Genomic DNA, 23,473 nt, shown 5'->3' with positions numbered 1-23,473 from the left:
GTCCCGCGCGGACGACACCTGAGAACGTGAGGATTCCTGTGGACGACACCGTCGTGCTCTCCGCCCCCCTCTTCGCGGACATGGACAGCGAAGAGTCGAAGGCGCTCTTCGAGTCCATGGTCCCCGTGGAGCTGACCCGCGGAGACGTCCTGTTCCGCGAAGGAGAGCCGGGCGACCGCCTCTACGTGATCGCGCAGGGCAAGATCAAGCTCGGCCGCCGCTCCAGTGACGGCCGCGAGAACCTGCTGTCGATCCTGGGACCGGGCGAGATGTTCGGTGAGTTGTCCCTGTTCGACCCCGGCCCCCGCACTGCGACGGCGTCCTCGGTCTCTGACGCGCTCTGCTACGAGCTGCGCCACCAGGCCCTGGTCCAGTGGATCGCCGCGCACCCCAACGTCGCGACGACCCTGCTCGGCGCGCTCGCCCGCCGTCTGCGTCGCACCAACGAGACGCTCGCGGACCTCGTCTTCTCCGACGTGCCCGGCCGCGTGGCCAAGGCCCTGCTCGACCTGTCCAACCGCTTCGGCGAGCCCAACGACGAGGGCGTCCGCGTCGCGCACGACCTCACGCAGGAGGAGCTGGCCCAGCTCGTCGGCGCGTCACGCGAGACCGTCAACAAGGCGCTGGCCGACTTCGCCACCCGCGGCTGGGTGCGCCGCGAGGGTCGTGCCGTCGTCCTGCTCGACCTGGACCGCCTGGAGCGCCGGGCTCGCTGAGACGAGCAGGGCCTCGTCGCCTGCGGTGAGCACACGCGACGCGAGGTGGCAGAGCGGGCGGTGGTAGCCGTCCGTCAGGCGATGAGCTCCGCGATCAGCTCGACCTCGACGGGGGAGTCCAGCGGCAGCACCGCGACGCCGACGGCGGAACGGGCGTGGGTGCCCACGTCGCCGAAGATCTCGCCCAGCACGGTCGAGGCACCGTTGAGGACGGCGGGCTGCCCGGTGAACGCCGGGTCGCTCGCGACGAAGCCGGTGACCTTGACGATCCGGACGCCGTCGAGGGTTCCGGCGACGGATCGCACGGCGGCGAGCGCATTCAGCGCACACGTGCGCGCCAGCTCCGCTGCCATGGCCGGGTCGACGAGCCCCTCGCCGTCGCCGACCTTGCCCGTGACGGGCAGGGCGCCGTCGACGAAGGGGAGCTGCCCGGCCGTGTAGACGTGGTTCCCCGAGCGCACGGCCGGCTGGTACGCCGCGACCGGTGCTGCGACCTCGGGCAACGTGATGCCGAGCTCGGCGAGACGGGCCTCGACGCTCACGCTCACTCCCCCGAGGGCCGCTTGAGGTAGGCGACCAGTCCGGTTCCGTCGGGGCCGGGAACGACCTGGACGAGCTCCCAGCCGTCCGCCCCCCACTGGTCCAGGATCGCCTTGGTGTTGTGGATGAGGAGGGGGATGGTCGCGTATTCCCACGTGGTAGCCATGCGGCGATCGTAGCCCGACCGCACGGTCGTGGTCGCCCTCGACGTCGCCGTCATGGGGCACCGACGAGCGCTCCACAGGACCTGCACAGGCGCACTCCCCGCATCGACGAGCCGCTGCGCCTCGACCCTCTAGGCTGTGGGCATGGCGAATCCTGAGCCGCGCCGCATCACGCGCACCATCCCCGCGACCCAGATGGTCGCTCTGCTGCTCGCATTCCTGCTGGCTGCCGGCACCGGCGGGGTGCTGGCCGCAGGGTTCGTCATCCCGGCGGTCGCCGGCGCCAACGCCGCAGCCGACAGCACCGTCGCGATGTACGACGACTTCCCCGCCGAGCTCGAGCCGCAGCCGCTGTCGCAGCAGTCCCGCATCTACGCGGACAACGGCAGGCTGCTCGCGACGTTCTACTACCAGAACCGCATCGTGGTGCCGCTGGACGAGATCTCCGAGAACATGCAGCACGCGGCGATCGCGATCGAGGACGAGCGCTTCTACGAGCACCACGGTGTCGACGCGCGCGGCATCACCCGAGCCGCGTTGAACAACGCCGGGGGCGCGGCAACGCAGGGCGCTTCCACGATCACCCAGCAGTACGTCAAGAACATGCTCATCGAGGCGGCGCTGCAGGAGGACGACCCGTTCGCGGTGATCGACGCGCACGAGGACACCCTCAACCGCAAGCTGCGCGAGGCCAAGATGGCCATCGCCCTCGAGAAGAAGATGTCCAAGGACGAGCTCCTCCAGGGCTACCTCAACGTGGCGCAGTACGGCTCCAACCAGATCTACGGCGTCGAGACCGCCGCCCGGTACTACTTCGACAAGTCGGCCTCCGACCTGAACGTCGCCGAGGCCGCCACCATCGCCGGGGTCACCAAAGCGCCGGGCCTGTTCGACCCCACCCGCAACCTCGAGGAGTCCGAGAAGCGCCGCAACGCGGTGATCAGCAAGATGTGGCAGCTCGGCTACATCACCACCGACGAGCGCGACGAGGCCCTCGGCACCCCCCTCGAGGACATGCTGGACGTGACACCGGTCTCGGCCGGCTGCCAGTCCGCCAAGGGGGCGGCGTTCTTCTGCGACTACGTCATCAAGGAGATCCTCCTCGACCCGACGTACGGCGAGACCCGGGCAGACAGGCAGACGCTGCTCTACCGCGGCGGGCTGGAGATCCACACCACGCTCAACATGAAGATGCAGCGACAGGCGCACAAGTCGCTCCAGGATGCCGTCCCCCCGAAGGATCCCGACTCCCACCTCGAGGCGTCGATCGTCACGGTCGAGCCAGGCACCGGACAGATCCTCGCGATGGCGCAGAACGTGCCCTACAGCGGAACCGCTGCCTCCGAGAAGTCGCGCGCGACGACGGTGAACTACAACGCCGACTACGTCCACGGCGCCTCCGGCGGATTCCAGACAGGATCGAACTTCAAGCCCATCGTGCTGGCGGAGTGGCTGCGCAGCGGGCGCACCCTCAACGACCGTGTGAACGCCAGCGAGACCTCGTACGTCGTGGGCAACTTCAACACGCCGTGTGTCGGCAGCCTGGGTACTGACGTATGGCCTCCACGCAACGCCGAGGGCAAGCTGTCCGGACAGATCAGCGTGCTCCAGGCCACCTACGAGTCGGTCAACACGGCGTACGCCTCCATGGGCTCGCAGATGAACCTCTGCGATCTCCGCGACACCGCGTGGAAGATGGGGTACCGCCCCACCAGCCTGAGCGGTCACGGGCCGCTCAACACCGGCAAAGTCAAGAAGACTGACATCGACATCAAGGCACCGATGGTGCTCGGCACGCAGGAATCGTCGCCGTTGAACATGGCCGCGACGTACGCGACCTTCGCCTCAGGCGGCACGTTCTGCACGCCGGTCGCGATCACGGAGGTCACCGGGCCCGACGGCATGGAGTACGACGTGCCCGGCTCCGAGTGCAACAAGAAGGCGCTGCCGAGCAACGTCGCCAACACCGTGACCTACGCCTTGGAGAAGGTGTTCACCGACGGCACCGCCCGACACCTCCGCGGGCTGACCGACGGCCGGGCCGCTGCTGGGAAGACGGGCACCTCACAGGGTTCCGCGCAGTCGTGGTTCTCCGGCTACACCCCCGACCTGTCCACCGTCGTCTGGGTCGGATCGGTCGAGTCGAACACCGCGAACCACACCAGGGGCATCACGGTGAACGGCCAGTTCCACCGGATCCTCTACGGGTCCACGATTGCAGCTCCCGTCTGGAAGGAGTACATGGACGTGGCCGTCGAGGGCATGCCCGTCCAGAAGTTCGGCGCTCCGGACCAGAGCCTGATCGGCCGCCCGCCGGCCCCCTCCAACCCGTCGCCTTCCGGCGGTGATGACGACTCCTCGAGATCGTCGGACGACAGGGGCGCCGGTGGCGGCAACGGTGGCGGTGGCGGCAACGACAACGGTGGCGGTGGCGGTGGCGGCAACGACGGCGGCGGGGGCGACGACTGAGCGCCCGCGGGCTGCTCGGCGGGCTCGCGGCCGTCACGGCAGCCGGACTCGCCTACGCCCACCTGGAGACCAAGCTCTTCACCGTGCGGCACGTCACCGTCCCGGCGCTGCCGCTGGGTGAGCGCGACCTGCGGGTGCTGCACGTCTCCGACCTGCATCTGACCCCGACGCAGCACCGCAAGATCGCCTGGGTGCGCTCGCTGGCCGAGCTCGAGCCGGACCTGGTGATCGACACCGGCGACAACCTCGCGCACCGCGAGGCCCTCGGCCCGCTGCTCCACGCCCTCGAGCCGCTGCTCGAACAGGCTCCCGGGGCCTTCGTCATGGGGTCGAACGACTACTACGCGCCGAAGCCGAAGAACCCCGCCCGCTACCTGTGGACGAGGTCCGGCCCCCGCACGACCAGCACACCGAACCTCCCCGCCGCCGAGCTCGCCGCAGCCATGACGAGCGCCGGCTGGGCCGACCTGACGAACCGGCGCGACGCCGTCGTCGTCGACGGACGCCGCATCGCGTTCGCCGGCGTCGACGACCCTCACCTCGGCCTCGACGAGTTCCCAGCGCCGCAGCCCGACGACGGCGCGCTGCTCCGGCTCGGCGTCACCCACGCCCCGTACACCCGCGTGCTCGACCAGATGCACGCCGACGGCGCGGACGCGATCATCGCCGGGCACACGCACGGCGGCCAGCTCTGCGTACCGTTCTACGGGGCGCTCGTCACGAACTGCGACATCGACCGCAGGCGGGCCAAGGGTCTGCACGGCTGGCCGGGTGCCCGTCCAGACTCCGTCGACGGCGAGGACTCCGCGTGGCTGCACGTATCGGCCGGGGCCGGTACCTCGCCGTACGCGCCGGTGCGGTTCGCGTGCCGCCCGGAGGCGACCTTGATCACCTTCACCGCGGGGTAGCAGATCCGGTTTTCGTTCCGGGGCGATCGTCGGCTATTCTGAGCAGGCTTCCGCACACGGACATGTCTTGTGCTGCGGGCGCAGTCCTTCGGGGTGTGGCGCAGCTTGGTAGCGCGCTTCGTTCGGGACGAAGAGGTCGCAGGTTCAAATCCTGTCACCCCGACCAGCCGAAAGGCCCTCTGACCAGCGGAAACGCTACGGTCGGAGGGCCTTTCGTCATGCGGGGTTCTGCATCGTCGCTGGTCTACGGATGCACCGAAGAAGTCGCGTAGCCAGCGACTGTCGGCCGACTCGCCGCACGGCCCTCTGACCGGCAGAAACGCGGGGGAAGCGTGCCCTACCGCTCTGCCGTTGACGTCGCGGACTGCCATTGCTGCACCAACTGCTGCACTACGCCCGAGAGAATCGCCCCACTCCGTGGGTTCATGCGACGCTACGGGGTGCGCTGGCGCGCCCACCATCACCGATCCGTGTTCCCGCTGTGACGTGCTGTCGGGCCTGCTCGGCGTGCAGGTCGAGGCGGCCGAACGGACCGAGACCCTGACGACGTAGCAGTCGAAGGGCTGTCCGGACCCCGGGGTCGCACGACGGTCCGCATGGTGACGTCCAGATCCGGGGTGGTGTAGCGGCAACCCGCGTTGCGCCGCCTCGGAGGCGGCATGCCCTCGCGGTCGTTCGTCGAGCAGGGAGTCTGCTCCGCGACGGTGAAGCGCACGAGATCACGGCAGCACACCCTAGGTGTTTCTGTTTAGCTACTCTGCTAAAGTGCAACCCATGATGCAGGTGGGCGCTTCCTCTTCCTTTCAGCCTGGCACCGAGCTGCTTGCAGATCGCGCCCGGACGCGCGAGGCCGTCCACTCGTGCCTGGCAACGCTACGCTCCGGTGTCCTGCCGGACGATGTCGAGCGCCAGCGCGTGGACTTCAAGGAGGAAGCCGGACGTCGCGGCGCCGGCGGCGTTCTGCTCCCCGCGTCGCCAGAGAACACGAAGGCCGCCGATCAGCTCGCCGACGAGGTCGCCGCGATGTCCAACACCCCAGGCGGTGGGGCGCTCGTCGTCGGTGTCGAGAATCGCAGCGGCGACCTGCTGGGCTCCGACCTCGACCCCGAGTGGCTACGCCATCAGATCTACCGGCGCGTCGACGTCGCACCGGACATCGAGGTCGTCGTCGAACGGGGTATCCGTCTCTTGGTGATCTACGTCGCCGAGGCCAGGGAGCCCGTCGAGGACACCGGCAACAAGCTCCGCTGGCGGGTCGGCGCAGCGTCGGTGCCAGTCGACCGTGGCGAGTGGTGGACCCACCGCCAGGGCCGCGCCGGTTGGGACGCGATGTCTCGCCCCAGCGGCATGGACGCGAGTTCCGTCAGCGCCGGCGCGATCGCCGTCGCACGCGAGTACCTCCGCAGACGCGACACCTCCGACGACGGTCTCGCCAGCGCTTCGACGTCGGACCTGCTGCGACGACTCGGGGTGTTGGCGGTCGACGGGCACCTCACCCAGGCCGGCGCACTCCTGCTCTGTCCCGCACCTCGGCCATGGCTGACGTGGACCAGGCTCGACGTCGAAGGTGGCGACATCCTCGCCCGCGACGAGGCCCAGGCCGGCCTGAGCCTGCTTGAGCAGCTTCAGCGAGTCGAGACGCTGCTCGAAGCCGCCAACGACCTCGTCACCATCTCCGGCCAGTTCGCCGAACGTTCGCTGCGCAAGCTCCCGATGCGATCCGCCCGCGAAGCGGTCCTCAACGGCGTCGTCCACCGAGACTGGAACCTCCACGAACCCACGACCGTCACCTGGGTCGACGAGGACTCGTCACTGACCGTGGTCTCGCCCGGCGGCTTCGTCGGCGGCGTTTCCGCCAACAACCTGCTCACCCAACGCTTCAGCCGCTCTCCTGCTCTCGCCGACGCCGTCCGCGCGCTCGGTCTCGTCGACAAGCAGGGCATCGGCGTGGACCGCATGTACCGTGAGCTGGTCACCCTCGGCCACCACCCGCCACTCGTGATTGAAGAGTCGGGCCCGCGAGTGCGGACGCGATTGGTCGGCGGAGCCCCCGTCATCCCCGTGCTGCGACTGACCTCTCGAATCCAGCCCGTCGCCCGGCAGCGTGACGTCCAGGTCGCCCTCGTCGTCTACACCCTGCTGCACCAGCCCTTCACCACCGCCAGGCAGATCGCGGCTGTGCTGCAACGCACGCACCCCGAGGCCCAGGAGGCGCTGGAGACCACTCACCGCTGCGTGATCGACGAGCAGCCATTGATCATTCCCCACAAGGACGCCTGGCTACTCTCGCGGACCACGCGTCGGACCCTGCTCTACACCAAGAACGACCGAGACCTGCTCCGCCGTCGGCGTGTCCTGTGGTACGACAGCCCCCACCCCCAGGACACCCCCGCCGTCGTCGAGGCTTGGCTCAGCTCCCACGACCGCATCACCTCCGGCGACTACGGCGTGCTCACCGGGCTGACAACCGCCGGCGCGCGCGGGGTACTCGACCGACTCGTCGGCGATGGGCTCCTGGCCCGCGGCGACACCACGGGCCGCAACGCCCACTACCTGCGGGCGAGCTGAGTGACTCCTGCTGCACCAACTGCTGTACTACTGGTGCGACACCACGCGGACGTCTCCGGACACCCACGAGCGCGAAACCGCCGTTCAGACCCTGTTCCGGCCCGTCACAGTCGCTTCGGGACGAAGAGGTCGCAGGTTCAGATCCTGTCACCCCGACCAGCCGAAAGGCCCTCTGACCAGCGGAAACGCTCGGTTCGGAGGGCCTTTCGCTTTGCAATCCGGCGTCGAACTGGCCTCTGCTGGCGTAACTGCTGGCTTGCGGGTCCGGACGCGGGCGTATCGGCGGGTCCCCCGGAAGCTTGAAGAGGGGGTCCATGTGCCAGTCGGGGCGGACGTCGGCGACCGAGGCGAACTCGTTCATGAACGTGGCCCGGTGTGGATCAAATGCCGGAGCTCGTGGCGGTAGTCAGCTCCGTCGTCGAGGTGTCCGAGTGGCCGACGAGGTGGGAGATCTGCTCGACTGCCGCTCCCCCGGCTGACATGAGCGAGACGAACGAGTGCCGCAGTTCGCGCGGGGTCCAGTCGGCCGGGTTGACCGAGGGCACCAGCTTGAGCGCCTACCGGAACCCGCGCCGGACGTTCGCCGCTTCGAGCGGAGTACCGAGCGTCGTGGTGAACACGTACCCGGTCTCCTTCCAGTCGGCGCCGGCCTTGGCCGCCGCTCGGCCGGAGCACCGTCGCGGTGCTCCGCTCGTGCAGCCCTCCCGCGAACACCCACGCACCGGCGGTCTTCATCTCAGCGTTCAGCTTATCGAGCTCGCGCATCACCCGCTCCAGGTCGACGTCCGCGGGCGGTGGCCCCTCGGGCTGGTAGATGCTCAGCAGGTACTGTCTCATCGGTTGCCTCCCGCTCAGTCCTCGGAGCGCTGGTACGTCGCGATGATGACACCTGTCGAGGTGGTGACCGTGTCCGCCAACCGCAGCGCGGCCGGCGCGTCGCCACCCTCGAACAGCCGCCGCCCGCCGCAGCCGAGGTGCCGGCGCCATCGGCAACGGCCAACACGATCCAGCCCGCGCACGGCGTTGGCAGCAGGGAGCGTCGCGACCTGCAGCGGGGTGCTACCCGCGCACCGCGGCCGGTCCGGCGACCACCGCTCCGGCCCTCCAGACGCGTCGGGCGAGCGGCACGCCCGGCCGGTAGGCGAGGTGGACGTAGGACGGCGCGTCGAGCTCGACGAGGTCCGCCCTCGCGCCGGGCACCAGCCGGCCGACGTCGTCGCGACGCAGTGCCCGCGCGCCGCCCGCGGTCGCGGCCCACACCGCCTCGGCGGGCGTCATGCCCATCTCCCGCACGGCCATGGCGACGCAGAAGGGCATCGAGCTCGTGAACGACGAGCCCGGGTTGCAGTCGGTCGCGAGCGCGACCGTCGCCCCGGCATCCAGCAGCATGCGGGCGTCCGGGTAGGGCTGGCGCGTGGAGAACTCGGCCCCGGGCAGGAGGGTCGCGACGGTGCGCGAGGCGGCAAGGAGCTCGACGTCGGCCCCCGAGAGGAAGGTGCAGTGGTCGACGCTCGCGGCGTCCAGCTCGACTGCCATCGCCACCCCGGCGCTGGGGCCGAGCTGTGCAGCGTGGACGCGCACGCCGAGACCCCGGCCCGCACCGGCCTCGAGGATCCGGCGGCTCTGCGAGACGTCGAACGCGCCCTCCTCGCAGAAGACGTCCACCCACCGCGCGTGCGGCGCGCAGGCGTCCAGCATCTCCCCCACCACGAGGTCGACGTAGTCGTCGGTCCGTCCGGCGTACTCCGCCGGCACGACGTGCGCGCCGAGGAAGGTGACCTCGTCCGTGAGCCCGGCGGCCACCGCGAGGATCCGCTCCTCGTCGGCCACCGTGAGCCCGTAGCCACTCTTGACCTCGAGCGTCGTCGTGCCCTGGGCGAGCATCTCGCCCACGAGCCGGCGACCCCGCGCGGCCAGCGCGGCGTCGTCGGCGGCCCGGGTGGCCGCGACGGTCGTGCGGATGCCGCCCGCGGAGTAGGCCCGGCCCTCCATCCGTGCCTCGAACTCGGCGGTGCGGTCCCCGGCGAAGACGATGTGGCTGTGGCTGTCGACGAACCCGGGCAGCACGCACGCACCGCCGATGTCGGTGACCCTGTCGGCCGCGGGCGCCCCGCGGGCGGCACCGACCCACGCCACCCGCCCGTCCTCGACGACCACGGCGGCTTCCGTGACCACGCCGAGAGGCCCGTCGCCCGCGGCGGGGTCGTTCGTGACGAGCTGACCGATGCCTGTGACGAGGTGCGCGGTCACGACGTGCTCACCCTCTCCAGAGCGCCCGCGAGCAGCGCAGCCACGTCGGGAGCCGGCCGCACCCGGCCACCGACGACGACGGTCCGCACGTCCGCGGCCGTCGCCGTGAGCACGAGCTGGTCGGGCCGCGACCCGACCGTGCGGGGTGAGGCGTCGTCGAGCTCGACAAGGTCGCAGTGGTCCCCGACGGCCAGCCCGGGGACGGCGCGCGGGTCGCCCAGACCGAGCGAGGTGTAGCCGTGCGCGGTCCCCATCAGCCAGAGGTCGGCCGGGTCGAAGACGCCGCGCCGGCCAGAGGCGAGCCGCTCGTGCGCCTCGGCGGCGCGCAGCTCGAGGAGCGGGTCGATAACGGCGTTCTGGTCCGAGCCGATCGCCACCCGGACGCCGGCGCCGGCGAGGGTGCGGGCCGGGCCGATGCCGTCGGCGAGGTCCGCCTCGGTGGTCGGGCAGAGCGCGACGCTCACCCCGGCGCCACCGAGCAGGGCGACGTCGGTGTCGGTGAGGTGCGTGGCGTGGACCGCGGTGAGGCGTGAGCCCAGCGCGCCGGCGCGGGCGAGGAGGCCCGTGGGTGTCAGGCCGGTCCGGGCGAGACACTCCTCGTTCTCGAGGGGCTGCTCGGAGACGTGGGCGTGCAGCGGGGTCCCGGCGGGGAGCCCCGCGACGATGGTAGCGACGTCCGCCTCGGTCACGGCGCGAACGCTGTGGACGGCGGCGCCCAGGGTGACGAGCCGGCGGTCGCCGAGGCGATCGCGGAGGCGGTGCCAGCGCTCGAGCCACGCCGCGGCGGACCCGTCGCCGAAGCGGCGCTGGCCCGGCTCCAGCGGCCGGTCCAGCCCACCGCGCAGGTAGCACGTGTCCAGGAGGGTCAGCCGGATGCCTGCCTCCTCGGACGCGTCCGCGAGCGCCAGCTCCATCTCGTGGTCGGGGTAGGGCGTGCCGTCGGGGCGGTGGTGCACGTAGTGGAACTCACCGACAGCGGTGTACCCGGCGGCGCGCATCTCCGCGAAGACGGCGACGGCGAGGGCGCGGTACCGGTCAGGGTCGAGGGTGCCCGCCACGGCGTACATCTGCTCGCGCCAGCTCCAGAAGTCCCCGCCGTCGGCGTGCGTGCGTCCCCGCAGCGCCCGGTGGAACAGGTGGGAGTGGGCGTTGCCGAAGCCGGGCACGACGGTGCCCAGCCGCAGGCCGGCGTCGTCGCCGCCGGCGCCGGCCGTCAGGCGCGTCACCCGCCCGGAGGCGTCCGCCTCGATCCGGACCCCTTCCTCGAACCGCCCTCCGACGAGCGCCCGGCGGCACCAGGTCACGCTCACACCAGCTCCTCCAGGACGCGGACGAGGGCATCGACGCCGCGCTCGCAGTCCTCCGCGGCGGCGCTCTCCTCCGGTGCGTGCGAGATGCCGGTCGGGTTGCGGACGAACAGCATGGCCGTCGGCACGTGCGCGGCGAGGACTCCGGCGTCGTGGCCGGCCCCCGTCGGGATGGCCGGCGGGCCGCCCAGCACGGCGGCGAGCCGGTCGCGCAGGCCGGCGTCGAAGACGACGGCCGGCGCGAAGGATTCTTCCACGACCTCCACGGTGCACCCTTCGGCCTCCGCCGCGGCCCGCACCACGTCGGTGATCCCGGCGACGACCGCGCGCACGGTTTCGTCGTCCGCGGCGCGGACGTCGAGGTAGGTCTCCGCGACGGACGCGATGACGTTGGTCCCGCCGGGAACCACGGACACGCGGCCCACCGTGGCCCGCGCGCCGGGCCTCGCCAGGGCGGCCTCGCGCGCGGCGAGGACCGACTTGGCGGCGACGACGACGGGGTCGTGGCGGGCGTCCATCGGCGTGGCCCCGGCGTGGTTACCCTGCCCGACGGCGCGGACGCACCACCGGCCGTGCGCCAGGATCGCCGTGGCGAGCGCGACCGGGACGCCCCGGTGCACGAGGTCGACGCCCTGCTCCACGTGCAGCTCGACGAAGCAGCCGATCCGCCCCAGGGCCTGCTCGTCGGGGCCGAGCCGCTGCGGGTCGAGCCCGTTCGCGGCCCAGACCTCCGCGAGGGGGGTGCCGGCAGCGTCCCTCAGCCCGCGGGCCTGGTCGGGGTCCACCGCGCCGGTCAGCAGCCCCGAACCGAGGCACGCGACCCCGAACCGGGACCCCTCCTCCTCGGCGAAGACCACGACCGCGAGCGGCCGGGTCGGGGTATGTCCCCGGGCCTTGAGCCGCGCGACGGCTGCGAGCGCGCTCGCCACCCCCAGCGGCCCGTCGTACGCACCGCCGCCGGGCACGGAGTCCAGGTGGCTGCCGGTCACGACGCTGTCAGGACCAGGTGTGCCCCACCACGCCCAGAGGTTGCCGTCTGCGTCCGGGACGACGTCGAGCCCGAGGCCCGTCGCGCGCGCCGTGAACCATTCGCGCAGCGCGCGGTCGCCGTCGTCGAAGACGTGCCGGGAGTAGCCGCCGCGCACAGGGTCGCGCCCGATCTCGGCAATCTCCGCCAGCAGCCCGGTGACCGTGAGGGCCTCGTGCGCGCCCACGCCGCCCGTCACTCCGTCTCCCACATCGGGACGCGCATCCCGCGCTCCCGGGCCACGTCCGCGGCCCGCTCGTACCCGGCGTCGACATGCCGCATGACGCCGGTGCCCGGGTCGTTGACGAGGACGCGCTCGAGCTTCTGCGCAGCCAGCTCGGTGCCGTCGGCGACGATCACCTGACCGGCGTGGATCGACCGGCCGATCCCGACGCCGCCGCCGTGGTGGATCGAGACCCACGTCGCACCGCTTGCGGTGTTGAGCAGGGCGTTGAGCAACGGCCAGTCCGCGATCGCGTCCGACCCGTCCGCCATCGCCTCGGTCTCCCGGTACGGGGAGGCCACGGACCCGGAGTCGAGATGGTCGCGCCCGATGGCGACAGGGGCGCTGAGCTCTCCGGACGCGACCATCTCGTTGAACCGCAGCCCGGCGAGATGCCGCTCCTTGTAGCCGAGCCAGCAGATGCGGGCCGGCAGCCCCTGAAACTGGACCTTCTCCTGGGCGGCGAGGATCCACCGCCGCAGGTGCTCGTCGCCGGGAAAGAGCTCGAGCACGGCACGGTCGGTGGCGGCGATGTCCGCAGGGTCGCCCGACAGCGCCGCCCACCGGAACGGACCCTTGCCCTCGGCGAAGAGCGGGCGGATGTAGGCGGGGACGAACCCGGGGAACTCGAAGGCACGCTCGTACCCGCCGAGCTGGGCCTCCGTACGCAGCGAGTTGCCGTAGTCGAACACCTCGGCGCCCGCGTCCTGGAAGCCGACCATGGCCGCGACCTGCGCCGCCATCGACGCTCGGGCGCGCTCGGTGAACGCGGCCGGGTCCGCCTGGGCGGCCTCCTCCCATTCCTCGACCGAGAGGCCCTCGGGCAGGTAGCTGAGGGGGTCGTGCGCGCTCGTCTGATCGGTGACGACGTCGACGGGCACCCCGCGGGCAAGGATCTCGGCGAAGACGGTCGCGGCGTTGCCGACGAGACCCACCGACAGCGGCCGGCGCTCGGCCCGCGCGGCGAGGACCCGCTCCAGGGCGGTGTCCAGGTCGGCGGTGTACTCGTCGAGGTAGCCGTGCTCGACGCGACGGGCGAGCCGCGTCTCGTCGACGTCCACGATCAGCACGGCGCCGCCGTTGAGCGTGACCGAGAGCGGCTGGGCGCCGCCCATGCCACCGCAGCCCCCGGTCAGGGTGAGGGTGCCGGCCAGCGTGCCGCCAAAACGCTTGCGCGCGACCGCGGCGAACGTCTCGTACGTGCCCTGGAGGATGCCCTGGGTGCCGATGTAGATCCACGAGCCCGCAGTCATCTGGCCGTACATCGTCAGCCCCTCGGCCTCCAGGCGCCGGAACTCGGGCCAGGTGGCCCAGTCCCCGACGAGGTTGGAGTTGGCGATGAGCACGCGGGGCGCCCACTCGTGGGTGCGGAACACCCCGACCGGCTTGCCCGACTGGACGAGCAGGGTCTCGTCGGCCTCGAGGCTGGTCAGCGTCCGCACGATCGCGTCGAACGCCTCCCAGCTCCGCGCTGCCCGCCCGGTGCCGCCGTAGACGACGAGGTCTTCCGGGTGCTCAGCCACCTCGGGGTCGAGGTTGTTCAGGAGCATCCTCAGCGGGGCTTCGGTCTGCCAGCTCTTGGCCGTCAGCGCCGTGCCGCGGGGAGCGCGGATCAGGGTCTGCCGTGACATGCGTCTTCCTTGCTTCGTTCGGTGGTCTACGGTCGCCATGCGGGTCGGCTCAGGGCCCGTTCAGAGCCCGTGGATGGCCCGTCAGAGCACGCCGGCCTCGGTCAGCCAGTCGGTCGCGATGTTCTCGAGGGACTCGCCGGTGGCGGCGCGCCCGTTCATCGCGATCAGGTCCTCCGTGGTCAGGGCGGCGGACACGTTGTTCAGTACCTCGGTGATCGTGTCGCTCACCTTGTCCGCGCGCACGACGGGCAGGATGTTCTCGGCGGCGAACAGGAACTTGTCGTCCTCGAGCGACACGAGGTCGTTCTCGGCGATCGCGGGATCCGTGCTGAAGACGTCGGCCGCCTGGACCTGCCCGGAGGTCAGGGCCGCCATGGTGAGCGGGCCGCCGGCGTCCAGGCTGACGAACTCCTTGAACGTCAGGCCGTACACCTCCTCGAGACCGACGACACCGTTGACGCGCGTCTTCCACTCCGGCGGCCCGCCGAGGGAGATCTCGCCGGCCACCGGCTGCAGGTCGGAGATGGTCTCGAGGCCGTACTTCTCGGCGGTCTCCCGCGTCACGGCGAGCACATCCTTGTCCTGCGCGGCGGAGGCCTCGAGCATGACGAGGTCGTCGGGCAGGACCTCGCCGAGCTCGGCGATCACGTCCTCGGTGCTGCTCACGGTGGACTCGGCGTCGAGGTACTTGAGCAGGGCGCCGGCGTAGTCCGGGACCAGGTCGATCGAGCCGTCCTGCACCGCGGCGATGTACACCTCGCGGCTGCCGATGTTGAACTTCTCCTCGACCTCGACGCCAGCATCCTGGAGGGCGAGGGAGTAGATGGTCGCGAGCAGCTGGCTCTCGGAGAAGTCCGCGGAGCCGATGACGACTCCCGAACCCGAGCCTGCGTCGTCGGCAGCGTCCGCACTGAGCGGGTCGCCGGCTGCGCAGGCGGTGAGGGCGAGCACGGCGATGCCGGTGAGGCCCGCCAGGCCGTGACGGGCGGAGATTCGCTTCATGATGCTGCCTTTCGGGGGGTGGAGGGGGGAACGAGATCCGGGCGGACGGTCCTGGTCCGCCGGCAGGTGGGGAGGGGGTTCCTGGTCAGGCCCGGTGAGACGACGGCGCGCCCCAGGCCGAGGAACGCCAGCTCGAGCACGAGGGCGACGACGGCGACGAGCACGGCGCCGGCGGCCATCTGCGTGTAGTCGGAGGACGCGCGGCCGTCGATGATGTAGCGGCCGAGGCCCTTGAGGGAGACGTAGGCCGCGACGGTGGCGGTGGAGACGATCTGCAGCGTCGCATTGCGGATCCCGGACAGGAACAGGGGCAGCGCGCAGGGGACTTGGACGTGCCACAGGATCTGCGGGCGCGTGTAGCCCGTCGCACGGGCCGCGCCGACGGCGCCCGGGTCGGCGCCCTGGATCCCCGCCACGGTCCCCGACAGGATCGGCGGCACCGCGAGCAGGACGAGGACGACGATGGTCGGCCCGACGAACGCGAGCCGGGAGCCGACGAGCGGCGCGACCAGCATGACGACGAGGACGAGCAGGCCGAACGTCGGCAGCGCCCGGAGTGCGTTGGCGGCGCCGGCGACGAGGAGCTCCCCGCGCCCGGTGTAACCGATGTAGACGCCCAGCGGGACGGCGATCGCGAGCGCGACGAGGAGGGCGGTGCCCGAGTACAGGAGGTGGTAACCGACCTGGACCGGGATCGAGTCCGCGCCCGCCCACTGGGCGGGGTCGAGGAACCAGTCGAGGATGCTCATGCCGTCTCCGCCTTCTGCTGCCACGGGGTCAGGGCGCGGGTGGCCGCGTGGACGAGGACGTCCAGGACCACCGACAGCACCAGGCACAGCACGATCCCGACGACGATCGGAAGGGTCAGCCGCAGCGAGAAGCCCTGCGTGAAGAGTGACCCGAGCTGCGGGATGCCGAGCAGGGCCGCCATCGTCACGATGCTCACGTTCGAGACGACCGCCACGCGCAGGCCGCCGCCGATCGCCGGTACGGCCACGGGCAGCTCCACGTGCAGGAGCCGTTGCCACGGGCGGTAGCCCATCGCCGTCGCGGCTTGGACCGTGTCGTGCGGGACCGACGCCAGGCCGTCGGCGATGACCCGGACCAGCAGCGCGATGCTGTAGAGGGTCAGCGCGACGACGACGTTGAGCGGGTCGAGGATCCGGGTGCCGAGGACCTTGGGCAGGAGGACGAACAGCGCAATCGACGGGATCGTGTAGAGCAGACCCGACGTGCCGATGACGAGGGGATAGATGCGCGGCGAGCGGGACGCCCACCACCCGAGCGGGATGGCGACGAGAAGCCCGAGCACCGTGGGGACGACGCTGAGCGCGGCGTGCCACGCGGTGAGCTCGCCGATGCGGGCGGCGTTGTCGATGATCCAGTTCAGGGTCACGACGAGACCTCGGCTTCCCGCCCGTGGCCGACGTGGCGGAGCACCTCGGCCGCGACGACGCTCCCGCGCAGACGGCCGTCGGGACCGGCCACGAGGCCGCGCCCAGTCGGGCTGGACAGGGCGGCATCGAGCAGGTCTCGCAGGCTGCCGTCGGCGCGGGCCACCGTCCCCGAGAAGTCGATGTGGCGCTCCTCGACGACCTCACCGGCCGCCCGCAGGTCGACCCACCCGAGCGGCGCGTGCGCGTCGTCGACGGCGACGCACCAGCCGTCGTCGACCGCACCGGCGTCGCCGGGCCGGGAACCCACACGGACCGTCGCCTCGTCCGCGAGCTCGACGGGCGCCGTCGCCTCGACGAAGCCCAGGGCGCGGTAGCCGCGGGAGGCCCCGACGAAGTCCGCGACGAAGGGGTCGGCAGGGTGGGCGAGCAGCCCGGACGGCGTGGCGACCTGGGCCAGCGTCCCGCCCTCACGGAAGACGGCGACCTGGTCGCCCAGCTTGAGCGCCTCGTCGATGTCGTGGGTGACCATCACGATCGTCTTGCCGATGTCACGCTGCAGCTGGAGGAAGGAGTCCTGGAGCTGGGTGCGGACGACGGGGTCGACGGCGCTGAAGGGCTCGTCCATGAGCAGGAAGGGCGGGTCCGTGGCGAGCGCCCTGGCGACGCCCACGCGTTGCTGCTGCCCGCCGGAGAGCTGGTAGGGGTAGCGCAGGGCGAAGCGCTCGTCGAGGCCGACCTTCGCCAGAAGCTCCATCGCGCGGCTCCGCGCCTGCTGCTTGCCGACGCCGAGCAGGCGGGGCAGCGCGGCGACGTTGTCGACGACGGTCCGGTGCGGGAACAGGCCGGCGCTCTGGATGACGTAGCCGATCTTGCGGCGCAGCTCGATCGCGTCGACCGACCGGGTGTCCTGGCCGTCGAGGCTGACGACGCCGTCGGTCGGGTCGATCAGGCGGTTGATCATCCGCATCGACGTCGTCTTGCCGCAGCCTGAGGGTCCGACGAGCACCGTCAGCCGGCCGCTCGGCGCGTCGAACGTGAGGTCGTGCACCGCGTGCGTGCCGTCGGGGTACACCTTGGAGACGTGCTCGAACGTGATCATGCCGTCGCTCCTTCGAGGTCCTGACCGGTCGGGCCGCCGAGCTCCGACGAGAGGGCGGCGACCTCGGCAACGATCAGGGCGCCGTAGCGGGACGCGTCCTCCTCCCCGAGCCGATAGCTCGGGACGACGAGGCTCAGGGCCGCGACCACGCGGCGGCCGACGCGGATCGGCGCCGCGATCGCGGTGACGTCGCTCTCGACGCCGCTCCTGACGAGCGCCCAGGACCCGGCCGGGACCGCGCCGGTGAGGGCATGTCCCGCTGCCGTGCCGTCGAGGGGGATGGTGCCGCCCACCCAGCTCCGGTGCCGGATGGAGTGCGAGCCCTCCACGATGGCGATGTACAGCGCCTTCTCGTGGTGGCCGACGATGCTGAGGTAGACGGACTCACCCGTCGCCTCCGCAAGACGCTTCATCGCGGGCTGGGTGAGGTCGATGAGGGACTCGTTGCTCAGGGCCTGCGCGCCGAGCTGGATGATCCGCCCGCCGGGTGTGTACGCGGCGTCCTCATCCCGGCGTACGAACCCGGCAGCCTCGAGGGTGCGCAGGATCCGCAGAGCGGTGCTCGGGGCGAGCTCGGTGGCGCGGGCAGCCTCGGAGAGGGTGGCGCGCCCCCTCTCGCAGATGACCGCGAGGAGAGCGAGCGTCCGCTCGGCTGTCCTGGTCCCGGCCTCGGCCATGTCCTACCTCCACGCGTCGTGTACCTGCACCGAAGGTAAGAGCCGGAAGTTGTCGGCACATCGCCTCGGCGTTGCCACCGTGTAAAAACCACTTGCCACTCTGCGGCACTACGCTGGCCGGGACAATAACAAGGGATGCGACACGAGGGAAGAGGTGTGCCGATGATCGAGCTCGCCGGCAACGCGAGACTGGCGGACGTGGTCGCCGTGGCCGACGGCGCGGCCGTGCGCGTGCCCGGCGCCGCGGTCGAGGCCGTGAGCCGCGCGCACGCCCTGGCGCGCCGGCTCAGTGCGGAGGTGCCCACGTACGGTCGGACGACCGGCGTGGGCGCGAACAAGACCGCCCTCGTGGACGACGACGCCCACGGGCTGCGACTCCTGCGCAGCCATGCGGTGGACGCGGGCGAGGAACTGCCCGCACGGGCGGTGCGGGCGATGCTCGCCGTGCGGCTCAACCAGCTGTGCGTGACCGGCTCAGGCGCTGACCCGATGGTGCTCCGCGCTCTGGAGCGGATGCTGAACGCGAACGCCCTGCCCACCGTTCGCGCGCACTCCTCGATCGGAACGGGCGATCTCGGGGCCCTGGCCGGCACGGCCCTGACGCTGATGGGCGAACGTCCGGCCACCGGACCGCTCGAGCCCATGGCGCCGTGGAGCCGGGACAGCGCCCTGCCGTTCATCAGCTCCAGCGCCCTCACGATCGGCCGCACCTGTCTCGTCGTCGACGCCCTCGACCGGCTCGACCGCGCCGCCGCGGTCGTGTACGCGCTCAGCTTCCGCGGTCTCGGCGGGAACCCCTCGATCCTCTCCCCCGCCGCCGTGCGCGCCGCGGCCTCCCCCGGGGTGGACAGGGTGGCCGGTCGCGTGAGCCGTCTGCTCGGGGCCCCTGCGGGCCCCGCTGGCGGGCCGGCCAGGATCCAGGACGCGTACGGGCTGCGCGCGTTCCCGATCAGCCAGGGCGCCTTCACGCACGCGCTCGGGGCGCTGGCGGAGCAGGCCGGCCGCGTGCTCCGCACGGCGCAGGAGAACCCGCTGTTCGATCTTTCCGCCGAGACCGTGGTCCACCACAGCGCCTTCCACCAGGTGGCACTCGGGCTGGCGCTCGACGGGTGCGCCCTCGCGCTGGCCCAGACAGGACCCCTCGTGATGTCCCGGATCGGGATGCTCAACGAGCCCGGCTTCACCAGGCTTCGCCCGTTCCTCGCGGCGGAGCAGGAGGGGGCCTCGGGTCTGATGATGGTCGAGTACGTCGCGGCCAGCGCGCTCGCCGAGCTCCGTGCCGCCGCGCAGCCGGCCTCGCTCGGTTCCGTCGTGCTGTCCCGCGGCGCCGAGGAGGACGCCAGCTTCGCGTCCCAGGCCGTCGTACAGGCCGAGCGGGCCGTCACGGCCTACCGCTTGCTGCTGGCCTGCGAGCTCGTCGGAGCGGTGCGGCTGCTCCGCCAGCAGGGCGCCGAGCTGGCCGCGAGACCGCTGCGCGACGCGCTCGACCTGGCCGGCAGGCTGCCGGCCGAGGACGCCGACCGCGACCTGCGCGGTGACCTAGAGATCGCACAGCAGCTGCTCGACGGGCTCTCGCGAGTCTAGGCCGTGTCCGGTAGATCGCAAAGCCAGAGGACGACGACGACGTTGCGACCCTTGTAGGTCTCGGCGTCGAACGCGGGCGGTCGGTCGCCCCGGGCGCCGCGCCGCAGCCGGTTGGCGGCGTGGACCTCTTCTCCGGACTGGTGAACTTGCTGCCTCGCGCGCGCAGCGCTCGGCAGGTCGCCGGGCTGGAGTACGCCTTGTCGGCCAGCACTGAACCGCCTGTAAGTGTTCGTGGTGGCTGGCCTGGGGCTGGCTGGCAGGGTTGGTCTGCCCCGGCGACCATCTGGCTCTGCGACTGGAGTCGGATAGCCCTGTCACGAATCGCGCACTGCTCGTGACGAGAGATGGCGGACGGCTCGGCTACGTGCCGACGCCCCTGCTCGACTATGTCCACCAGATCATGAAGCAGCCATACGAGCTCGCCGTCGAGCGCGTCAACCCGGCCGATGCCGGACTCCACATGCGACTGCTCGTTCGGCTCAACGGCCACTACTTCGCCTGAGCGTCCTTCCCTCCCTGCTGGCGCAACTGCTGGCTTACCGGCTCGACCGTGAGCGGACACCAACGGACGCCGACGCGCAGAAACCCGCGGCTCCGGCGGCATCAGGGCACGTCAACGTTCATTCGGGACGAAGAGGTCGCAGGTTCAAATCCTGTCACCCCGACCAGCCGAGAGGCCCTCTGACCAGCGGAAACGCTGAGAGCGGAGGGCCTTTCGCTTTGCCTTCGACCTCGCGCTGCTGGCTCAACTGCTGGTTTGCGACATCCGAGCACTCGCCGTCCGCCGACGTCCGCACGGCGGTTCCGGTCCAGCCGGGGCCCGTCGGCGACCCGAACAAACGTCGGTGGCGACCCTCCGCAACCTGCCAGCGCGCTCGCGCTCACCACGTGCGCCACGCCAACAGATCCCGACGTTGGACCGAGCCGCGCTCACCCAGCCGAAGGCCAGGATCCGAAAGCTGTCAATAGTGCATCACTAGTGATAGGTTTTTGGCATGAAGGTCGGCACCACGACGCCCGCGCGTGACGCTCTGCGCGAGCTCGCGCTGGAGCAGAACGGGCTGGTCACCCGCCGACAAGCACTTGAAGACCTGGGACTGACCGCGGGCGCCGTCGACAACCTCGTCGCGCGTGGCAGTCTCGAGAAGGTCTCGCACGGCATCTACCGGTTCCCGCACCTACCCGGGATCGAGGACGAGCAGTACCAGGTCGCACTGTTGCGAACCGGAGATCCCGAGGCGGCCCTGAGCCATGAGACCGCGCTGGCCCTGCACGAGATCAGCGACGTCAACCCGGCTCTCTACCACGTGACCGTCCAGATGCCACGACGCATCCGGCGCGCCGACAACGACCGATACCTCGTCCACACAGAGACGCTGAGCGCACGGCAGGTTTCCTGGTGGCACCAGATGCGGATCGTCACCCCCACCACCGCCATCGAGCAGTGCATCACGTACGGCACACCGACCTACTTGCTCCGCCAAGCGGTCGAACGCGGCGAGCGCACCGGCGCAGTGCGCCGCGACGACGTCACCCGACTGGCCGAAGCACTGGAGGCACGCCGATGACCGTCCCTGCTCCCTCGCTGGCCGACCTCAAGGCGAAGACGAAGCCGCCCGCGAGCGTGTCGATCCTGACCCAGTGGATCGGCCATGCAGAGAAGGCGCTCGGCGTCCCCGCAGCCGGTGGACGTATGGGGTGGCTCGTCGCGTCGACCGTTGTCATCGCAGCGCTGCAGCGGGCCGTGGACGCGAGCGGTACCCCGACGTTCCTCCTCAAGGGCGGCACGCTCCTGCAGCACCGGCTCGGCAAGAGCGCTCGCGCGACCAGTGACCTCGACGGCCTGGTGCGCGGCGATATCGACGAGTTCATCGCCACGCTCGACGACGCACTCGAGGAGCCCTGGGGACCCCTGACCCTCACCCGGTCCGAGGTCGAGGTCATCGCGACGCCCACCCGCCTCCTGCAACCCCGGCGCGTACGGGTCTTCGTGAGCCTCAAGGGGCAGGTCTGGCGCAAAGTCCAGGTCGAGCTCGCACCCGACGAAGGGGGAGCCGGTGCAACCCCTGAGACTGTTCAGGCCCCCACGCTCGACCCCTTCGGCATCCCGACTCCCGACCTGCTCGTCACTCTCGCGATGCGCTACCAGATCGCCCAGAAGCTCCATGCCGTCAGCGACCCGCACGATCCGCCGACCTGGATCAACGACCGGCCCCGCGACGTCGTCGACCTACTCCTCTTGCGCAACCTCGTCACGGCCGAGGCCACCCCGACCCTCACCGAGATCTGGCAAGCCGGCATCGCAGTATTCGAGGCCCGAGCGGCCGACGCCGGAGCACTCGACCGACCCGTGCGAACCTGGCCGCCCCAGGTCGTCGCGCACCCACACTGGCCCAACGACTACGCCCGCGCCGCAGCCGACGCTGGTGTGACGACGACGCTCGACGACGCCGTCGCGGCCGTGAACGAATGGATCAGCGAGATCGACGCGTCCGGGCACGACACATGATCGGCGCGTACCCAGATGACCGCGGAGAGCACAGTCGTGGCCTCACCCGACGGCAGTGGGCAGCGCGGGTCGTCGCCCTGGTGGCCGGCTGTCTGGCGATCGCCGACGGGTTCCGCTGGGGCAACCGGCTCTACGTCTCGACCATGTTCGACGAGGGCTCGTGGACGGCGCTCGAGCGCGCGGACGCCGCCCAGGAGGCGCTGGTCAGCGGCCTCGGGTTCCTGACAATCACGGTCCTCGCTGCCGTCGTGGGTTGGTCGCTCTGGCCCCGCCGGTGGACGCCGCACCGCGGCGGATGACCAGGTAATCCCTGGACCCCGCACTCACCAGGCCTCTACCGTGGCGCCATGCACATCGACGTGGACCGCCTCGAGGCAGCAGTCTCCGACGCCGCGCCCGAGAAGCAGTTCTCGGGCGTCGTCACCGTGGACGTCGCGGAGGACCGGCTGGTCGAACGCGCCTTCGGGTACGCGCACCGTGCGCTCGAGGTGCCGAACAGCCCGTCGCACCGGTTCGCCGTCGCGAGCGGGAGCAAGGCGTTCACCGCCCTGACTGTCATGCGGCTCGTCGAGAGCGGCTCCCTCCAGCTCACCACAACGGCGCGAGAGATCCTCGGCGCGGACCTCCCCCTCGTCGACGACGCCGTGACGGTGGAGCACCTGCTGACGCACACGTCCGGCATCGGTGACTACCTGGACGAGGAGGCCGACTGGGAGGTCGACGACCACGTCCTGCGCTCGCCCGTGCACACGCTGGATCGTGCAGAGGCGTTCCTGCCCGAGCTCGACGGGTTCGCGCAGAAGTCGGCGCCCGGCGAACGGTTCGCGTACAACAACGGCGGCTACGTGATCCTGGCACTGATCGCCGAGCGGGTCGGCGGTTCCACGTTCCACGACCTGGTCCACCGCGAGGTGTGCGACCGAGCCGGTCTGACCTCCACCCGTTTTCTCCGCTCCGACGACCTGCCCGGCGACGCTGCCCTCGGCTACCTGGACGCGGCGAGCAACCGCACGAACCTCCTGCACCTGCCGGTCCTCGGCAACGGAGACGGCGGCATCTACACCACGGGTGACGACCTGCACCGCTTCTGGCGGGCGCTGTTCGTCGGGCGGATCGTCGACCCGGCGACCGTCGAGATGATGATCCGCCCCCGGCACGACGTCCCGGCCGAGGGTCTGCGCTACGGCATGGGCTTCTGGCTGCACCGGACCGGACCCGCGGTCGTGATCGAGGGCTACGACGCCGGGGTCTCGTTCCGCTCCACCCACGACCCGGGCAGCGCGACGACGGTGAGCGTGCTGGGCAACACCTCAGAGGGCGCCTGGCCGGTGATCGGCGCGACGGCCGGGCTGTTCGACTGAGGCCGACGCGCCGTCATCCTTCGTGTCCTAGACCTGCGACA

The 23,473-nt window shown here is 71.2% G+C and carries 22 protein-coding genes and 1 tRNA gene; 11 read left to right on the top strand and 12 right to left on the bottom strand.

What is annotated here, in order from left to right:
- Positions 1 to 38: 38 nt before the first annotated feature.
- Complete coding sequence (locus tag PZC42_RS11560) at positions 39 to 716, top strand: cyclic nucleotide-binding domain-containing protein (protein WP_277211188.1); 678 nt, start codon at positions 39 to 41, stop codon at positions 714 to 716.
- A 74-nt stretch (positions 717 to 790) separates the two neighbouring features.
- Here PZC42_RS11560 and PZC42_RS11555 read toward each other — a convergent pair whose 3' ends face one another.
- Complete coding sequence (locus PZC42_RS11555; protein ID WP_277211186.1) at positions 791 to 1,258, bottom strand: RidA family protein; 468 nt, start codon at positions 1,256 to 1,258, stop codon at positions 791 to 793.
- Positions 1,259 to 1,260: 2 nt separating this feature from the next.
- Positions 1,261 to 1,422: a Sp36 family protein gene (gene sp36, locus PZC42_RS11550; protein ID WP_171783411.1), complete on the bottom strand. Its 162-nt coding sequence runs from the start codon at positions 1,420 to 1,422 to the stop codon at positions 1,261 to 1,263.
- 142 nt (positions 1,423 to 1,564) lie between these two features.
- Between sp36 and PZC42_RS11545 the strand changes: the two genes are divergently transcribed.
- The 4 genes from PZC42_RS11545 to PZC42_RS11530 all read left to right on the top strand — a co-directional run bounded on the left by PZC42_RS11545 (position 1,565) and on the right by PZC42_RS11530 (position 7,365).
- Positions 1,565 to 3,889, top strand: a complete 2,325-nt coding sequence (locus tag PZC42_RS11545) for a transglycosylase domain-containing protein (RefSeq protein ID WP_277211183.1) — start codon at positions 1,565 to 1,567, stop codon at positions 3,887 to 3,889.
- Entirely contained in the window at positions 3,886 to 4,797 is a 912-nt protein-coding gene (locus PZC42_RS11540) for a metallophosphoesterase (RefSeq protein ID WP_277211378.1), read from the top strand. Before PZC42_RS11545 ends, PZC42_RS11540 begins: the two co-directional genes overlap by 4 nt.
- Before the next feature lie 89 nt (positions 4,798 to 4,886).
- Positions 4,887 to 4,963, top strand: a tRNA-Pro gene (locus PZC42_RS11535).
- A gap of 749 nt (positions 4,964 to 5,712) precedes the next feature.
- Positions 5,713 to 7,365, top strand: coding sequence for a DUF5635 domain-containing protein (locus PZC42_RS11530; protein ID WP_277211181.1), 1,653 nt, complete (start codon positions 5,713 to 5,715; stop codon positions 7,363 to 7,365).
- A gap of 380 nt (positions 7,366 to 7,745) precedes the next feature.
- On the opposite strand, the gene PZC42_RS11525 is transcribed toward PZC42_RS11530, so the two are convergent.
- The 10 genes from PZC42_RS11525 to PZC42_RS11480 form a co-directional block, all read right to left on the bottom strand.
- On the bottom strand, positions 7,746 to 7,910 hold the full coding sequence (locus tag PZC42_RS11525) for a site-specific integrase (protein WP_277211179.1): 165 nt from the start codon (positions 7,908 to 7,910) through the stop codon (positions 7,746 to 7,748).
- 514 nt (positions 7,911 to 8,424) lie between these two features.
- Entirely contained in the window at positions 8,425 to 9,615 is a 1,191-nt protein-coding gene (hutI, locus tag PZC42_RS11520) for an imidazolonepropionase (RefSeq protein WP_277211177.1), read from the bottom strand.
- Positions 9,612 to 10,925 (bottom strand): formimidoylglutamate deiminase, encoded by a 1,314-nt coding sequence (locus PZC42_RS11515; RefSeq protein ID WP_277211175.1) that lies wholly within the window; start codon positions 10,923 to 10,925, stop codon positions 9,612 to 9,614. Before PZC42_RS11515 ends, hutI begins: the two co-directional genes overlap by 4 nt.
- Entirely contained in the window at positions 10,922 to 12,148 is a 1,227-nt protein-coding gene (locus tag PZC42_RS11510; RefSeq protein WP_277211173.1) for an allantoate amidohydrolase, read from the bottom strand. The genes PZC42_RS11515 and PZC42_RS11510 overlap by 4 nt, the downstream gene beginning before the upstream one ends.
- Positions 12,145 to 13,803 (bottom strand): urocanate hydratase, encoded by a 1,659-nt coding sequence (gene hutU, locus PZC42_RS11505; protein ID WP_306574699.1) that lies wholly within the window; start codon positions 13,801 to 13,803, stop codon positions 12,145 to 12,147. Before hutU ends, PZC42_RS11510 begins: the two co-directional genes overlap by 4 nt.
- 81 nt (positions 13,804 to 13,884) lie before the next feature.
- Positions 13,885 to 14,805: an ABC transporter substrate-binding protein gene (locus PZC42_RS11500; RefSeq protein ID WP_277211169.1), complete on the bottom strand. Its 921-nt coding sequence runs from the start codon at positions 14,803 to 14,805 to the stop codon at positions 13,885 to 13,887.
- Complete coding sequence (locus tag PZC42_RS11495; RefSeq protein WP_277211167.1) at positions 14,802 to 15,554, bottom strand: ABC transporter permease; 753 nt, start codon at positions 15,552 to 15,554, stop codon at positions 14,802 to 14,804. The genes PZC42_RS11500 and PZC42_RS11495 overlap by 4 nt, the downstream gene beginning before the upstream one ends.
- Positions 15,551 to 16,195, bottom strand: a complete 645-nt coding sequence (locus PZC42_RS11490; RefSeq protein WP_277211376.1) for an ABC transporter permease — start codon at positions 16,193 to 16,195, stop codon at positions 15,551 to 15,553. Before PZC42_RS11490 ends, PZC42_RS11495 begins: the two co-directional genes overlap by 4 nt.
- 2 nt (positions 16,196 to 16,197) lie before the next feature.
- Entirely contained in the window at positions 16,198 to 17,301 is a 1,104-nt protein-coding gene (locus PZC42_RS11485; RefSeq protein ID WP_277211166.1) for an ABC transporter ATP-binding protein, read from the bottom strand.
- Positions 17,298 to 17,978 carry an IclR family transcriptional regulator gene (locus PZC42_RS11480; protein WP_277211164.1) on the bottom strand — a complete coding sequence of 227 codons (681 nt, stop codon included), beginning with the start codon at positions 17,976 to 17,978 and terminating at the stop codon, positions 17,298 to 17,300. The genes PZC42_RS11485 and PZC42_RS11480 overlap by 4 nt, the downstream gene beginning before the upstream one ends.
- 162 nt (positions 17,979 to 18,140) lie before the next feature.
- Between PZC42_RS11480 and PZC42_RS11475 the strand changes: the two genes are divergently transcribed.
- The 6 genes from PZC42_RS11475 (at position 18,141) to PZC42_RS11450 (ending at position 23,432) form a co-directional block, all read left to right on the top strand.
- Positions 18,141 to 19,562: an aromatic amino acid ammonia-lyase gene (locus PZC42_RS11475; protein ID WP_277211162.1), complete on the top strand. Its 1,422-nt coding sequence runs from the start codon at positions 18,141 to 18,143 to the stop codon at positions 19,560 to 19,562.
- Positions 19,563 to 19,896: 334 nt separating this feature from the next.
- Positions 19,897 to 20,064: a hypothetical protein gene (locus PZC42_RS11470; RefSeq protein ID WP_277211160.1), complete on the top strand. Its 168-nt coding sequence runs from the start codon at positions 19,897 to 19,899 to the stop codon at positions 20,062 to 20,064.
- Between the two features lie 493 nt (positions 20,065 to 20,557).
- Positions 20,558 to 21,130: a type IV toxin-antitoxin system AbiEi family antitoxin domain-containing protein gene (locus PZC42_RS11465; protein ID WP_277211158.1), complete on the top strand. Its 573-nt coding sequence runs from the start codon at positions 20,558 to 20,560 to the stop codon at positions 21,128 to 21,130.
- On the top strand, positions 21,127 to 22,071 hold the full coding sequence (locus PZC42_RS11460) for a nucleotidyl transferase AbiEii/AbiGii toxin family protein (protein ID WP_277211156.1): 945 nt from the start codon (positions 21,127 to 21,129) through the stop codon (positions 22,069 to 22,071). Before PZC42_RS11465 ends, PZC42_RS11460 begins: the two co-directional genes overlap by 4 nt.
- Complete coding sequence (locus PZC42_RS11455; RefSeq protein WP_277211154.1) at positions 22,068 to 22,370, top strand: hypothetical protein; 303 nt, start codon at positions 22,068 to 22,070, stop codon at positions 22,368 to 22,370. The genes PZC42_RS11460 and PZC42_RS11455 overlap by 4 nt, the downstream gene beginning before the upstream one ends.
- 48 nt (positions 22,371 to 22,418) lie before the next feature.
- On the top strand, positions 22,419 to 23,432 hold the full coding sequence (locus tag PZC42_RS11450; RefSeq protein WP_277211152.1) for a serine hydrolase domain-containing protein: 1,014 nt from the start codon (positions 22,419 to 22,421) through the stop codon (positions 23,430 to 23,432).
- Positions 23,433 to 23,473 lie beyond the last annotated feature (41 nt).

Source organism: Isoptericola croceus (assembly GCF_029382255.1).
Classification (GTDB): Bacteria; Actinomycetota; Actinomycetes; order Actinomycetales; family Cellulomonadaceae; genus Isoptericola; species Isoptericola croceus.
This window is presented reverse-complemented; position numbering and strand designations above follow the sequence as displayed.

What these genes read in the sequence shown, in the direction of transcription:
- sp36 (WP_171783411.1), bottom strand. Translation starts at nt 1,422, where the DNA reads ATGGCTACCACGTGGGAATACGCGACCATCCCCCTCCTCATCCACAAC.
- PZC42_RS11545 (WP_277211183.1), top strand. Translation starts at nt 1,565, where the DNA reads ATGGCGAATCCTGAGCCGCGCCGCATCACGCGCACCATCCCCGCGACC.
- hutU (WP_306574699.1), bottom strand. Translation starts at nt 13,803, where the DNA reads ATGTCACGGCAGACCCTGATCCGCGCTCCCCGCGGCACGGCGCTGACG.
- PZC42_RS11500 (WP_277211169.1), bottom strand. Translation starts at nt 14,805, where the DNA reads ATGAAGCGAATCTCCGCCCGTCACGGCCTGGCGGGCCTCACCGGCATC.
- PZC42_RS11495 (WP_277211167.1), bottom strand. Translation starts at nt 15,554, where the DNA reads ATGAGCATCCTCGACTGGTTCCTCGACCCCGCCCAGTGGGCGGGCGCG.
- PZC42_RS11485 (WP_277211166.1), bottom strand. Translation starts at nt 17,301, where the DNA reads ATGATCACGTTCGAGCACGTCTCCAAGGTGTACCCCGACGGCACGCAC.
- PZC42_RS11480 (WP_277211164.1), bottom strand. Translation starts at nt 17,978, where the DNA reads ATGGCCGAGGCCGGGACCAGGACAGCCGAGCGGACGCTCGCTCTCCTC.
- PZC42_RS11475 (WP_277211162.1), top strand. Translation starts at nt 18,141, where the DNA reads ATGATCGAGCTCGCCGGCAACGCGAGACTGGCGGACGTGGTCGCCGTG.
- PZC42_RS11465 (WP_277211158.1), top strand. Translation starts at nt 20,558, where the DNA reads ATGAAGGTCGGCACCACGACGCCCGCGCGTGACGCTCTGCGCGAGCTC.
- PZC42_RS11460 (WP_277211156.1), top strand. Translation starts at nt 21,127, where the DNA reads ATGACCGTCCCTGCTCCCTCGCTGGCCGACCTCAAGGCGAAGACGAAG.
- PZC42_RS11455 (WP_277211154.1), top strand. Translation starts at nt 22,068, where the DNA reads ATGATCGGCGCGTACCCAGATGACCGCGGAGAGCACAGTCGTGGCCTC.
- PZC42_RS11450 (WP_277211152.1), top strand. Translation starts at nt 22,419, where the DNA reads ATGCACATCGACGTGGACCGCCTCGAGGCAGCAGTCTCCGACGCCGCG.